The sequence below is a fragment of the Blastococcus sp. PRF04-17 genome, from assembly GCF_023016265.1.
GTDB lineage: Bacteria > Actinomycetota > Actinomycetes > Mycobacteriales > Geodermatophilaceae > Blastococcus_B.
Window position 1 is genome coordinate 4051547 of record NZ_CP095412.1, and the last position, 13583, is coordinate 4065129.

Annotated in this window: 12 protein-coding genes and 1 tRNA gene; 5 read left to right on the forward strand and 8 right to left on the reverse strand. The window is 72.6% G+C overall.

What is annotated here, in order from left to right:
- Nucleotides 1-25 precede the first annotated feature (25 nt).
- Nucleotides 26-1369 (reverse strand): zinc-dependent metalloprotease, encoded by a 1344-nt coding sequence (locus MVA48_RS20585; RefSeq protein WP_246983021.1) that lies wholly within the window; start codon nt 1367-1369, stop codon nt 26-28.
- Between the two features lie 112 nt (nt 1370-1481).
- On the opposite strand from MVA48_RS20585, the gene MVA48_RS20590 reads away from it, so the two are divergent.
- From MVA48_RS20590 to MVA48_RS20600, 3 genes are all read left to right on the forward strand, one after another.
- Complete coding sequence (locus MVA48_RS20590; protein ID WP_246983024.1) at nt 1482-2504, forward strand: YlbL family protein; 1023 nt, start codon at nt 1482-1484, stop codon at nt 2502-2504.
- 177 nt (nt 2505-2681) lie between these two features.
- Nucleotides 2682-5624, forward strand: coding sequence for a UPF0182 family membrane protein (locus MVA48_RS20595; protein WP_246989322.1), 2943 nt, complete (start codon nt 2682-2684; stop codon nt 5622-5624).
- A 78-nt stretch (nt 5625-5702) separates the two neighbouring features.
- Nucleotides 5703-5779 (forward strand) — tRNA-Met (locus MVA48_RS20600).
- A gap of 135 nt (nt 5780-5914) precedes the next feature.
- Here the strand turns inward: MVA48_RS20600 and MVA48_RS20605 are convergent.
- The 7 genes from MVA48_RS20605 to MVA48_RS20635 all read right to left on the reverse strand — a co-directional run bounded on the left by MVA48_RS20605 (nt 5915) and on the right by MVA48_RS20635 (nt 11631).
- Nucleotides 5915-6688, reverse strand: coding sequence for a sulfite exporter TauE/SafE family protein (locus MVA48_RS20605; protein ID WP_246983027.1), 774 nt, complete (start codon nt 6686-6688; stop codon nt 5915-5917).
- Nucleotides 6685-7257: a rhodanese-like domain-containing protein gene (locus MVA48_RS20610; RefSeq protein WP_246983029.1), complete on the reverse strand. Its 573-nt coding sequence runs from the start codon at nt 7255-7257 to the stop codon at nt 6685-6687. The genes MVA48_RS20605 and MVA48_RS20610 overlap by 4 nt, the downstream gene beginning before the upstream one ends.
- A gap of 106 nt (nt 7258-7363) precedes the next feature.
- Nucleotides 7364-8554, reverse strand: coding sequence for a rhodanese-like domain-containing protein (locus tag MVA48_RS20615; protein WP_246983031.1), 1191 nt, complete (start codon nt 8552-8554; stop codon nt 7364-7366).
- A gap of 249 nt (nt 8555-8803) precedes the next feature.
- A complete protein-coding gene (locus MVA48_RS20620) occupies nt 8804-9115 on the reverse strand; it encodes a rhodanese-like domain-containing protein (protein ID WP_246983033.1) in 312 nt (103 codons plus the stop codon).
- Between the two features lie 32 nt (nt 9116-9147).
- Complete coding sequence (locus tag MVA48_RS20625) at nt 9148-9414, reverse strand: metal-sensitive transcriptional regulator (RefSeq protein ID WP_246983036.1); 267 nt, start codon at nt 9412-9414, stop codon at nt 9148-9150.
- A gap of 189 nt (nt 9415-9603) precedes the next feature.
- Nucleotides 9604-10170 (reverse strand): hypothetical protein, encoded by a 567-nt coding sequence (locus MVA48_RS20630; RefSeq protein WP_246983038.1) that lies wholly within the window; start codon nt 10168-10170, stop codon nt 9604-9606.
- Between the two features lie 84 nt (nt 10171-10254).
- Complete coding sequence (locus tag MVA48_RS20635) at nt 10255-11631, reverse strand: threonine/serine ThrE exporter family protein (protein ID WP_246983040.1); 1377 nt, start codon at nt 11629-11631, stop codon at nt 10255-10257.
- A gap of 191 nt (nt 11632-11822) precedes the next feature.
- On the opposite strand from MVA48_RS20635, the gene MVA48_RS20640 reads away from it, so the two are divergent.
- A complete protein-coding gene (locus tag MVA48_RS20640; RefSeq protein WP_246983041.1) occupies nt 11823-13358 on the forward strand; it encodes a BCCT family transporter in 1536 nt (511 codons plus the stop codon).
- Nucleotides 13355-13567: a hypothetical protein gene (locus tag MVA48_RS20645; RefSeq protein ID WP_246983042.1), complete on the forward strand. Its 213-nt coding sequence runs from the start codon at nt 13355-13357 to the stop codon at nt 13565-13567. Before MVA48_RS20640 ends, MVA48_RS20645 begins: the two co-directional genes overlap by 4 nt.
- The last annotated feature ends 16 nt before the right edge of the window (nt 13568-13583 follow it).

Here is a 13583-nt window from a genome sequence, read left to right on the forward strand (position 1 = left end):
CGCGGCGAGTGCAGTGGAGGGGGCCTTACTCGTCCTCGGGCTTCTCCGGCTCGGCGTCGTCCGCCGTCAGCGCTCGCAGCTCGTCGTCCAGACCCTGCCGGGCCACGAAGTCCAGCGGCTCGTCGAGGTCGTCGGACGTCGGCAGCAGGTCCGGGTGCGACCAGAGCCGGTCGCGGGAATCGGCCCCGTGCTGCTGGGTCATCGCGCCCCACACGGTGGCGGCGTCGCGGAGCCGGCGGGGCCGCAGCTCCAGCCCGACGAGGGTGGCGAAGGTCTGCTCGGCCGGACCACCCGAGGCGCGGCGCCGGCGCATGGTCTCGGCGAGCGCCGAGTGGCCCGGCAGCCGGTCCTTGGCCGCTTCGGCGACCACGGTGTCCACCCAACCCTCGACCAGGGCCAGCAAGGTCTCCAGCCGCCGCAGCGCCATCTGCTGCTCGGGCGTCTCCTCGGGCTCGAGCACCCCGCTGCCGAGCAACTGCTGGATGCTCTCCGGGTTGCTCGGGTCGATGCCGCCCTCCATGCCGGACATCGCCTCGGTGAGGCCCCGCTCGATCGCCTCGCGGTCGATCGTGATGCCGCGGGCGTAGGCGTGGACGGCGTCCTGCAGCTGCTGGCGCAGCCACGGCACGTGGGCGAACAGCCGCTGCGAGGCGGCCTCGCGCAGGGCGAGGAACAGCCGCACCTCGTCGGCGGGCCGGTCCAGCCCGGCGGCGAACTCGGCCACGTTCTGCGGAACGAGCACCGCGGTGCCCGCCGGAGCCAGGGGAAGGCCCACGTCGGTGCTCGTGACCACCTCGTCGGCGAGCTTGCCGAGGGCCTGGCCGACCTGCGCCCCGAACATCATGCCGCCCATCCGGCCCATGATCCCGGCGACCGGCCCGAAGGCCATCGCGGCCTCCTGGGGCAGGGCGCTGGTCATCGCGGCCACCACCTTCTCGGCCAGCGGGTCGATGAGGGCACCCCACTGGGGCAGCGTCTGCTCCACCCACTCGACCCGCGACCAGGCCGCCGTCCGCTCGACACCCGACGGAAGGTCGGTCACCTGGTCGAGCCAGAGGTCGGCCAGCCGCAGCGCCTCGGCGACCGCGGCCCGCTCGCCGTCGGAGGAGGGCTGGTGCCCAGCGGCGAGCTGGCTGATGGCGCCCTGCCGGGCGAGATCCCAGTTGACCGGGCCGCCCGACCAGCTCATCAGCTTCTGCAGCTCGGCGAACAGCGGCATCTTGCTCATCAGGTCCTCGGGCGACCCGCCGCCGGCGACCGAGCCGAACAGGGCGCCGAGCCCGAACGGGTCGGCCGGGTTGCCGCCGGTGGGCTCCCGGCGCTCGGGATCGCGGTCGGGCTTGCCGAAGCCGAACGGCACGTCACTCATGCGTCCACGGTAACCGTGTGATCTTCCCGTTGCGGCGGCCGCGAGGATCCCGTCCATGGTTCCGCCGTGGGCGGACGTCGTCGCACAGGAACTGCACATAGGCTGGCCCGTCGTGACCCGTCGGACTGCCGTCCTCACCGCCGGTGTCGTGCTCCTGGTGCTGTTCGGCCTGCTCGGCACGACGCTGCCCGTGCCGTACGTCGCCCAGGTGCCCGGGCCGACGTTCAACACCCTCGGTGACATCGACGGCGAGCCGATCATCCGCATCGTGGGCCGGGAGCCGAACGAGGTCCAGGGCAACCTGAACCTCACCACGGTGGGCGTCAGCAGGGGCGGGCTCAGCCTCGTCCAGGCCGTCCGTGGCTGGTTCGACGACGAGGTGAGCGTCGTCCCCGAGGAGGCGGTCTACCCGCCGGACCAGACCGAGGAGGACACCCGCCGCGCCAATCGCCAGGCGTTCCTCACCTCGGAGCAGGCGGCGCAGAGCGTCGCCCTCGGGCACCTGGGCTACCCGGTGAAGGTCGTCGTCCAGGGGTTCGCGGAGGACTCGCCCTCGGAGGGCGCACTCGAGGAGGGTGACGCGCTCGAGGCGATCGACGGCCGTCCGACACCGGACACCGAGGCACTCGACGAGGTGCTCAGCTCCATCCCGGGTGGCACGGAGATCACCGTGTCCTACACGCGGCTCGGCGAGCCCGGCACCGCGACGGTCACCACGAAACGGGCGGAGGACCGCCAGGGGTCGCTGCTCGGGATCACCATCCTCGAGCAGCCGTCGGCCCCGTTCGACGTCGACATCCAGGTGGAGGACGTCGGAGGTCCCTCGGCCGGCCTGATGCTCGCCCTGGGCATCCTCGACCTGGTCGGGGACGACGACCTGACCGGCGGCGCCGTGATCGCGGGGAGCGGCACGATCAGCATGGACGGCGAGGTCGGCCCGATCGGCGGTATCGCGCTGAAGATGGTGGCCGCTGCCGAGATCGACGCGGAGCTCTTCCTGGTGCCGGCGGGCAACTGCGCCGAGGCGCTGGCCGCCGACGATCCCGGCTTCCCGCTGGCCAAGGTCGCGACCCTGGAGGACGCGCTGGAGGCACTCGCCGACTTCGGGGCCGGCCGGACCCCCGAGACCTGCTGAGCGACGACGGGGACCGACCGGTGGCTGGGCGAGACCCGTTTCGACGGTGGGAACCCGGGAGTCGCCGGAGCGTTGTGCTGGGATGAGCGGGAACCTCGCCGGACGGCGGCGGTTCCCACGTACCTGGTGCGGCAGTGCCGACACCGAAGCTGCAATTGAAGGAGAGCGCTCGTGGCCATGCGGCCCCCTGTGCCGGTGCCGACCCTGTCGCGGCGCGCGAAGCTGGTCCTCGGCGCGGTCGCCGTCCTGCTCGTGCTCTTCACGGCGATCGGCACGCTGACCAACGTCTACGTGGACTACCTCTGGTTCGACGAGACCGACTACACCGACGTCTTCTGGACCGAGCTGCAGACCCGGGCGCTGCTGTTCGCCGTGGCCGGCGTCGCCACCGGCGGACTGGTGGCGCTGGCCGTCTACCTGGCCTACCGGTTCCGCCCGACGTTCCGGCCGATGTCGCTGGAGCAGCAGAACCTCGAGCGCTACCGGCAGTCGCTCGAGCCCCGCCGCGGCCTGGTGCTCACCGCCGTCGCCGTCGTGCTCGGGCTGTTCGCCGGCTTCACCGCGCAGGGCAGCTGGCAGACCTGGCTGATGTATCGCAACAGCACGAACTTCGGACGCACGGACCCGGAGTTCGGCATCGACATCTCGTTCTTCGTCTTCGACTACCCCTTCTACCGGCTGCTGCTGGGCTTCGGCTTCGCGATCGTGCTGCTGGCGTTGATCGGCTCGCTGCTGACCCACTACGTGTTCGGCGGGCTGCGCCTGCAAACTCCGGGACAGAAGCTGACCGCCGCCGCCCGGGTGCAGCTGTCGGTGCTCCTGGGCCTGTTCGCGGCGCTGAAGGCCGTGGCCTACTGGCTGGACCGCTACGGGCTGGTGTACTCCGACCGCAGCGAGGAGATCTTCACCGGCGCCGGTTACACCGACATCAACGCGCTGCTGGTGCCCAAGACGATCCTGGTCTTCGTCGCGGCGGGCTGTGCCCTGGCGTTCTTCGCCAACATCTTCGTGCGCAACTTCCTGCTGCCGGCCGGCGCCCTGGGGCTGCTGCTGGTGATCAGCCTGGTCATCGGCGTCGCCTACCCGGCGGTCGTGCAGCAGTTCGTGGTCAAGCCCAGCGCCAACGAGAAGGAGGCGCCCTACATCGAGCGGGCGATCGAGGCCACGCGCGACGCCTACGGTCTCTCCGACATCGACTACGTCCAGTACGCGCAGGAGACCACGGGTGACGAGGTCGACCCGCAGGTGGTGCTCCGCGAGCTGCGCAACGACACCGAGACCATCCCGAACGCGCGGTTGCTGGACCCGAACGTCCTCGCCGACACGTTCACCGCGCGCCAGCAGATCCGCAACGTCTACGGGTTCCCGGAGAAGCTGGACATCGACCGGTACGAGATCGACGGCGAGATCCGCGACTACGTCGTCGCCGTCCGCGAGCTGAACAGCGCCGGGCTGAGCGAGAACCAGAGCACCTGGATCAACCGGCACACCGTCTACACCCACGGCAACGGGTTCGTCGCTGCCCCGGCGAACGAGGTGGTGGCCGGCACCGAGGGCGGCGAGCCCAACTTCACGACCCGCGACCTGCCGGTCCGCGGCGAGATCGTGCCCGAGGAGTCGCGGGTCTACTACGGCGAGCTGATGCTGGACTACTCCGTCGTCGGCGCCCCGGAGGGGGCCGCCCCCCGCGAGTTCGACCAGCCCGAGGGCGGGTCCGACGAGCGCCAGATCAACAACACCTACAGCGGAGAGGGTGGCGTCGACGTCGGGAGCTTCTTCCGGCAGCTGACCTTCGCCATCTACTACCGCGAGCGCAACTTCCTGCTCTCGAGCGCGGTCAACGACGAGTCGAAGGTTCTCTACGTCCGCGACCCGCGCAACCGGGTCGAGAAGGCGGCACCGTTCCTGGAGGTCGACGGCGACCCGTACCCCGCCGTGATCGACGGGCGGATCGTCTGGATCCTCGACGGCTACACGACGTCGGACTCCTTCCCGTACGCCGAACAGATGGAGCTCGGCGAGGCGACCTCCGACGCGCTCACCGGCACCGGCACCGCGGCACTGCCCAACGAGACGGTGAACTACATCCGCAACTCGGTGAAGGCGACCGTCGACGCCTACGACGGCACGGTCACGCTCTACGAGTGGGACACCGAGGATCCCGTCCTCCGGACCTACATGAAGGCGTTCCCGGGCGTCGTGCAGCCGAAGGAGGAGATGTCCGAGGAGCTCATCAGCCACGTGCGCTACCCGGAGGACCTGTTCAAGGTGCAGCGGGCGATCCTCACCCGCTACCACGTGGACGATCCCATCGCCTTCTACGAGGGCAGCGACCGCTGGCAGATCCCGAGCGACCCGACCCAGAACACCGACCAGGACCAGCCGCCGTACTACATCCTCGCCCAGCGGCCGGGGGACGACCGCGCCAGCTTCCAGCTGACCAGCGCCCTCAACGCGTTCCGGCGGGACAACCTGTCGTCGTTCGTCTCCGCGTCCAGCGACCCGGAGACGTACGGGCAGATCCAGGTGCTGCAACTCCCGGGGAACACGCCGTTCCGCGGTCCGCAGCAGGTGCAGAACGCGTTCCTGAGCAACAACCAGGTGCGACCGGACCTCACGCTGTTCGACAGCGAGAACTCCGATGCCGTGTTCGGCAACCTGCTGACCCTGCCGATCGGCGACGCCGGGCTGCTCTACGTGGAGCCGCTCTACGTGCGGGCCGCCGGGGAGAGCGGCTTCCCGCTGCTGCAGCGGGTGCTGGTCAACTTCGGTGACCGGATCGGGTACGCCAACACCCTGTCCGAGGCGCTCGACCAGGTCTTCGGCGCCGGGGCGGGTGAGGTCGCCGTCGACAGCGACAACGTCCCCGACGACGGGGACGTCGGTGAGCCGGAGCCGACCGACCCGGCCGATCCGCCCACCCCGCCGCCCGCGGGCGGAGGGACGACGGCCGACCCGGATCTCGCCCAGGCGGTCGCCAACCTCGACGCCGCGCTGCAGGCGCTGCGGACGGCTCAGCGGTCCGGTGACTTCGCGGCCCAGGGGCAGGCGCTGGAGGACCTGCAGGCGGCGGTCGACGCCTACCAGGCCGCCCAGCAGGCCGCCGACGGCGGCGGATGATCGCTGGGGGATGATCGCTGGGGGAGGGTGCGGGCGCCCGCACCCTCCCCGAGGCGGCTGGTAGGGTGAGGCCACCGACGCGGGGTGGAGCAGCTCGGTAGCTCGCTGGGCTCATAACCCAGAGGTCGCAGGTTCGAATCCTGCCCCCGCTACCACGGACCGGGGCCCTCACGAACGTCGTGAGGGCCCCGGCGCATGTCTGGGCACGTTCCCGCCTGCGATGCCGGCGACACGCAGCACGGCCGGGCGAGGCGCACGCCGCAGGGTGTGGAATCTGCCGGCACCCCCGGTCAGCCGAGCAGCCCAGCGGTGATCTGAACGAGGATGCCGGCGGCGACGGTGAAGACCAGGTAGGCGAACCAGCGGCGCAGCCGGGCGATGTCGACCCGGGTGGCGAGCCGGCCGGCGGCCAGCGCGGTGACGACGGCCGCGGCGGTGAACGCGACGGTGACCGGTACGTCCAGGGGCGCCTCGCCGGCGTGCGCGGCGAACCCGGCGGCCGAGTTGGCCGCGATGATCACCAGGGACGTGCCGATCGCGGTGGTCATCGGCAGGCCGAGCACGACGACCAGCACAGGGATGATGAGGAAGCCGCCGCCGACGCCGAGCAGGCCGGTGAGGAACCCGACGACCAGCCCGCCGGCCAGGGTGCGCGGCAAGCAGCGGCGCCAGTTGACCCGGCCGCCGTCGACCGCGCAGGCCGCGCCGGTGGCCGGCTTCTCGGCCAGCATCCGCACGCCGGCGCCGATCATGAGGGCGGCGAACAGACCGAGGACCAGTTCGTCGGGCAGCAGCCGGTTGACCGCGGCGCCGGCGAAGGCGGTCGCGGCGCCGGTCGCGCCGAACAGGACCGCGATCCGCCAGGCGATCTGGCGCGCGCGCAGGCGGGGCAGCACCGCGACCAGCGAGGTGATGCCGACGACCAGCAGGGACGTGGCGACGGCCTGGCGCAGGTCCTGGCCGGCGGCGTAGACCAGGGCCGGGACGGCGAGGATGGAGCCGCCGCCGCCGAGCAGGCCGACGAGCGCGCCGATGACCAGCCCGGCGACGACGGCGACGATCACGACCGCAGCGCTTCCCGGGCGTCGTCGAGGGTGACCGGGCGGCCGCCGCGGTTGTACGGCAGCTTGGCCAGCGCCGCGCCCATCGCGCAGGTGTCGGTGAGCGCGGCGGTGGCGAGGCCGGCGCCGATGCCGCCGGCGAGAAACCGGGCCGTCGGGAAGCGGAGGCTGGCCAGGATGCTGCCGGCGACCAGGCTCCCGGCGACCAGGCGGACCTGGCGTTCCAGCGCCCAGCGGGGACGGCCGCGGCGGACCGGCTGCCCGGCGGTGGTGTGCGCGCCGATGCCGCCGTCGAGGACCGTCAGCTGCTGCGCGCCGGCCGCGGTCAGCGCGGTGTGCGCGGTTCGGGCGCGGCCGCCGGCCTGGCAGACGAGCACGACCGGCCCGTCCAGGTCGCCGGCGAGCTGGTCGGCGTGGGCCTGCACGAGCGGCAGCGGGATGTTGATCGAGCCGGGGATGTGCGCGGTCTCGTACTCGGCCGGGGTGCGCACGTCGACGAGCGTGCGTGCGGCGCCGGCGGACCGGGCGGCCAGCTCGGCGGGCGTGATCAGGTCGGTGGTGCGCGGGTTCACGGGGTGCGATGTCCTCGGGGATCGGTGGTTCACGTGGTGTGGGCAGCCAGGTGTCGGCGGCCAACGGGGCGAAGGCGCCCGGTGGCCCGCCGGTGGCTGGGCAGGGTCAGACGGTGGCGGGCTGGGTGTGCAGGCCGGCGGCGGCCGCACCGGTGTCGGGGTCGCCATAGCCGCCGTCGACCAACACCGGCCGGCGGCCGGCGCGGGCGAGCAGTGAGGCGGCGATGGAGGCGCGGTAGCCCGAGCCGCAGTACACCCACACGTCACCGTCGGGAACGTCGTCGATGCGGTCGGCAAGGTCGTGGATCGGGATGTGCACCGAGCCGCGGACCCCGCCGCCGGCGCGCTCGTCGTCGCGTCGGGCGTCGAGGACGGTCAGGTCGGGGTCGGCAACCAGCGCCACGGCCAGGCCGGTGAAGTCGCTGACCGGGTGAGAGGCCAGCTCCCGGCCGGCGGCCAGGGCCTCGGGGCTGCCGATCGCGGCGCCGGCGAGCCGGTCGATGCCGATGCGGACCAGCTCCCGGCGGGCGTCGGCGACCTGCTGCTCCGTCTCGCCGATCAGGGTGATCGGCGATCCCCACGGGATGAGCCAGCCGACGTAGGTGACGAAGTTGGCGATCGCCAGCTCGAAGTTCAGCGCGCCGGGCAGGTGCCCCGCGGCGAACGCGGTGCGGCTGCGCAGGTCGAGCACCCACTCCCCGGCGGCCAGCCGGTCGGCGAGCTCGGCGGGGTCGACCGGCCGCGGCATGGAGAGGTCCACCGGCGCGGGGCCGGCGGCGTTGGCCGGGCCCATGTGCGCGTACCAGGTCGGGATCGCGGTCAGCCCGGCGATCAGCTGGTCGACGAACGACTGCTCGTCCTGGGTGAGCGCCGGGTTCACCCGCGCCTGCTCGCCGACGGTGGAGGACTCCCCGCTGGTCGGGGTGGCCGCGCAGAAGCTGCCGAAGCCGTGGCTGGGGAACACCGGGGTACCGGCGGGCAGCTCCTCGACCAGCCGGCGCACGGAGTGGTACTGGGCATGGGTGAGGTCGTGGGTGTGCTCTGGGCCGACCAGGTCGGTGCGGCCGGTCGCGCCGTAGAGCATCGAGCCGCCGGTGAACACCGCCTGCACCTGCCCGTCGGCGTCGGTGAGCACGTAGCTGACGTGGTGGTGGGTGTGTCCGGGGGTGTGCAGCACCCGCAGCCGCATCCGGCCGGCGGCGAGCACGTCGCCGTCGGCGACCGGGGTCCGCTCGAAGGCCACGGTGTCTCCGGCGGGAAGGGCGTAGTCCGCGCCGACGGTGCGGGAGAGCTCCAACCCCCGGACACATAGTCGTTATGGGTGTGCGTCTCGGCCACGAGCGCGATCCGGACGGTCCGCTTCTCGGCCAGCGCGAGCACTCGGTCGATGTCGCGCTGCGGGTCGATCACCACGCCGGCACCGCCGGCGCTGATCAGGTAGCTGCGGTCGCCGAGGCCGGTGGTCTCGATGATGTCGATCTGCATGAGAGCTCCTTGTACGGTACCCGGCAGGGGTATATGCGAGCGAAAAGGGGGAGAGCTGGGATCAGCGGGTGGTGACCGGCCGGCCGTCGGCGGTCCAGGCGGTCATGCCACCGGCGAGGTTGGCGACGTCGAAGCCCTGGGCGCCGAGGAACTGTGCCGCCTGCGCGCTGCGGCCGCCGCTACGGCAGACCGTGATGACCGGGCGGGTGCGGTCGAGCTCGAAGGCGCGGGCGGTGAGCTGACCCAGCGGGATGTGCGTGCTGCCGGCGATGCGGCCTGCGGCGACCTCGGCGGTCTCGCGGACGTCGAGCAGGACGGCCTCGGTGCGGTCGGCAGCCTCTGCGGGGGTGAGCTGGGGGATGTCCGGGTTCATGACTGCTCCAAGACTCGGTGGTGGGGCGGGGTTCAGGCGAGGGTCAGGAAGAGGCGCTCGAGCTCGCGCAGGTCGACCTCGCGGGTCTCACCGTCCTCGGCGGTCGAGCAGTAGCGCATGCCGGTGGAGATGACCGCGAAGCCGGCCTTGCTCAGCGCCTTCGACGCCGCGGCCAGCTGGGTGACCACGGCCGAGCAGTCGCGGCCGTCCTCGATCATCTTCACGATGCCGCCGATCTGGCCCTCGATGCGGCGGAGGCGCTTGACGACGTCGGCGAGCTCACTCTGGGGGATGTCCACGCCGTCCATCATGCATACCCCCGGGGGTATCCGCAACCCGGGGGCCAATCGGGGTCGGCGCAGCCTTGCTGCCATCGCGCAGCCGGCCGGTGCATCACCCGAAGACGTCTCCAGGAACCGCCGGGGCGGCCCCCGAGCGGCGGGGGATCCCCGTCGCGAGCAGGGCGGTGCCGGTGACCCGGCGGCCGGTCAGAGGACGCTGAGATAGGCCTCGTGGCGACGCAACTGCTCGTTGCGCCGAGGGCGCGGTGAGCGTCGCGGCCCGACGAGCCAGTCCCCGTCGTCGACCGCAGGATCGACCGACGGCCGCTCGTCGCTCCTCGCCCACCCGTAGGGGGAGGACTCGTACGGGGTCGGCTCCTGGACCGGTGGCTCGTGCGCCGGCTCGTACCCCGGGACGGCGGGGGGCGGCACCGTCGCGTGCGCCGGCTTCGGTGCGCGGGTGACCAGGCCGGCCAGCATGGTGTGCGGCCGGGTCTCGTCGGCCTCGGCGGGGTTCGCGGCCGCACGGGGGAGGGGCGCCGGGTAGGGCTCCCTGCGCGGCGGGTGCGCGGGATCGGGCAGCCGCAGCCGGGCCAGGTCGACCCAGGCGGAGTGACGCAGTCGGTCGATCCGGCAGCGTACGCGGGCCGAGACCCTGCCGTCGCTCTCGTGGCGCCACCCGATCAGCTCGCCGGAGTACCAGATGCCGCGATGGTGGATCTCCACCGGCTGTGGCTGGCCGGCGAACATGCTCGTCGCCTCGTCCCCCACCACGCTGCGGACTCTAGGCGGACCCCCGGACGGGGAACGGAAGGCGCGCTCGGCCCTGGGACCCGTGTGACGGGGCTGTCACAGCACTCACACGTGCCGTTCCTGCGTCCTGTCCACCAGCACCGTGGGAGCGGGGGCGGATCGGCGGCTGCGCATCCGCCTCCGCGTCGCGGTGGAGAGGATGAGACCCACCAGGCGGTGATCCCCCGAGGACCTGTTGCGGGCGGCGGCCTGCGCGAAGTACTCACCCAGGAGCGTTCCCGCCGCCAGCGCGAGGCCGACGGTCATCGCCGTTCCCAGCAGCGTGATCCCGCCGACGGCGTCCCCCTCGGAGAGGCGCCGCACGGCGCGGTAGATGGTCAGCCCGGGGAGCAGCGGGATGATCCCGGCCGCGATGTAGACCAGCGCCGGAACGCGTTGCCACCGGGCCAGCGCGTAGCTGGCTGCGCCGATGACGACGGCCGCGCCGGCCGACGCGAGGGTCGTCGACACCCGTACCTCGCCGAGGGCGACGACGGTCCCCCAGCCGGCAGCGCCGGCCACCGCGACGGCGGGGATGGTGCGACGGGGCGCGTGGTTGGCGACGGCGAAGGCGGCGGAGGCAGTGGCGGCGGCGGCCAGCTGCAGGGGGACGTCGGCGAGCCCCCGGCCGGAGGTGTCCCAGAGCTGCGCGGGGACGCCGAGCCGGACGCCGATCGACAGGGCGACGGCGATCCCGCTGACGATGCCGGCGGTGAGCAGCAGGGTCTCGAACGCCCGGGCGGCCGCGGTGACGTAGAAGCCGGTGATCGCGTCGTGCACCGCACCGACCAGCGTGACACCGGGGAGCAGCAGGACGATGCCACCGGCCACGACCAGCGCGGGACGCACACCCACGCCGGCCGCCACGAAGCCCAGCGCGACCGACGTGGCGATCAGGCCGCCCACGGCGTTCTGGAAGAAGGCGGGCAGACCCCGTCGTCCCAGTGCGTCGATGGCAAGGTCGATGAGCACCGTGGCACCGAAGGCCGCCGCCGTGACCAGCGGTCCGGCGCCCAGCATGAGCGCCACCGCGGCGGCGAGCAGCGCCCGCGCACCCGTGATCACGACCCTCCGGTACGGATGGCGACCGGCCGCGACGGCGAGCAGCCGTCGTTCGGCCTCGGCTGGGTCGATCCGTCCCTCCGTCAGCTCGGTGACGACGTGGTGGACGGCGGCGACGCGGGAGTAGTCGAGTTCGCGGTGCTGCACCAGGCGCAGACCGTTGATGGGCGGCGTGCCGTCCCGCGGGGAGGCGGACACCGTGATGGAGGTGAAGGTGATGTCGCACTCGACGCGGTGCAGGCCGCCCGCGCGGGCGACGGCGATGCAGGTCGCGGTCACCTCCGCCGCGCTGGCGCCGCCCGCGAGCAGCAGGTCGCCGACCCGCAGCGTCAGGTCCAGCGCGAGAGGGGCGTCGTCCGTCGTGGGGCTCGGTGGGGACACGTCACCACGATCCCCGACGGCCCGGCGCCCGGAGGCGTGGAACTGCTCACGTCGGGGAAGGCACCTGGAGCTGGGTGCCTTGCACCTTTCGCAACGCCGCCGGGCGAGCCAGCTCCGGCGCTGCCCCGGCGCCCCCGCCGATCGAGAAGGCGGGCGGCCCTCCGACTATTTCCGAGGTTGTGGATACACGCGTGCGCAAGACGTCGGTCGTCTTCTGGGCCTCGCTGGCCGCGGTGCTGCCCTTCGTCCTCTGGGGAGCGGTCTCCTCCGACTCGTTGGCTTCCGCCGCGGAGTCGGCGCGGGGCTTCGTCGTGGACCGGTTCGGCTGGTTCTACCTGGTCACCGCCACCGTGGTCCTCGTGGGCGTGATCGTGCTCGCCTGCTCGCGGTGGGGCCGCGTGAAGCTGGGACGCGACACGGACCAGCCGGAGTACAGCACCCTCTCCTGGTTCGCCATGCTCTTCAGCGCCGGCATGGGCATCGGCCTGGTGTTCTGGGGGGTCGCCGAGCCGGTCTCCCACTTCCTGGCCCCCGCGACGGCCGACCCCGAGAGCACCCAGGCGGCGCGAGACGCCCTGCGCTACTCGTTCTTCCACTGGGGCCTGCACCCGTGGGGCATCTACGCGGTGCTGGCCCTGGCCCTGGCCTACGCGCGGTTCCGCAAGGGATGGCGCGCCACCATCAGCGGCGCCCTTCGACCCGTGCTCGGTGACCGGGCCGACGGGCCGCTGGGTGCCGCCGTGGACGTCGCCGCCGTGGTCGCCACGGTCTTCGGTGTGGCCACCTCCCTGGGCCTGGGAGCTGCGCAGATCAACGGCGGGCTCAACGCTCTCGACGACGGCATCGCGATCGGCGGCGGCGTCCAGCTGGCGATCATCGCCGTCGTCACGGTCCTGTTCTTCGTCTCGGCTCTGTCCGGCATCGACCGCGGCATCAAGTGGCTGTCGACGGCCAACGTCGTGCTGGCCGTCTCGCTGTTCGCGTTCGTGCTCTTCACCGCGTCGTCCGGACGCCTCATGGGTGCCTTCACGACGACGCTGGGCAGCTACCTCGCGGAGCTGCCGACGATGAGCCTGCAGACCGGCCCGTTCGACGAGGCGCGGTCCACCTGGATCAACGGCTGGACGGTCTTCTACTGGGCGTGGTGGATCTCCTGGTCGCCCTTCGTCGCGACGTTCATCGCGCGCATCTCCCGGGGCCGGACCATCCGCGAGTTCGTCGTCGGGGTGCTCGGGGTGCCCACGCTGGTCAGCGGGCTCTGGTTCTCCGTCTTCGGAGGAGCCGGCATCCTGGCCCAGCAGGACGGAGCCGACCTCGCCGGCCGGGCCACCGAGTCGCAGCTGTTCGCACTGCTCGACACGCTGCCGGGCGGTGTCGTCGCCGGTGTCGGCGCGATGATCCTCATCGTCACCTTCTTCGTGACCAGCGCGGACTCGGCCACGTTCGTCCTCGGGTCGCTCAGCACGGAAGAAGGCCGGGATCCGGCGCGGTCGGTCACCGTCGTCTGGGGGCTGGTCATCTCCGCCTCGGCCGCCGTCCTGCTGGTCAGCGGCGGGCTGATGGGCCTGCAGACGGCGTCGATCATCGCCGCGTTCCCGTTCGCGATCGTGCTGCTGCTGGTCCTCGCGTCACTGGTGAAGGCCCTCCGCGGGGAACGCATCCCGGCGCGCCCCAGCCCGGTGGCCGACGGTGCGGTGCGTGTCGACGCGGAGGGGGTGCACTCGTGAGGCGGCGTCGGGCGGCTTACACCGCCTACGCCATCGGGAGCGGCATCTTCCTGGTGGCTGCGGTGCTCCGAGGGTCACCGCTGCTGATCGCGGGAAGCGCGCTCTTCCTCGTGGGCACGCTGCTCTTCCTGCTGCCGGAGCTGACCCGCGACCTGCCGGGCGTGTCGGGCCGGCGCACCGGCCCTCGTGACCGGGCCGGCGTGGGCTGAGGTATGGTGGTCCTAC

Bases quoted from the DNA above. Each gene is read 5' to 3' on its own strand.
- MVA48_RS20585 (WP_246983021.1), bottom strand. From the start codon at position 1,369: ATGAGTGACGTGCCGTTCGGCTTCGGCAAGCCCGACCGCGATCCCGAG.
- MVA48_RS20595 (WP_246989322.1), top strand. From the start codon at position 2,682: ATGCGGCCCCCTGTGCCGGTGCCGACCCTGTCGCGGCGCGCGAAGCTG.
- MVA48_RS20620 (WP_246983033.1), bottom strand. From the start codon at position 9,115: ATGAACCCGGACATCCCCCAGCTCACCCCCGCAGAGGCTGCCGACCGC.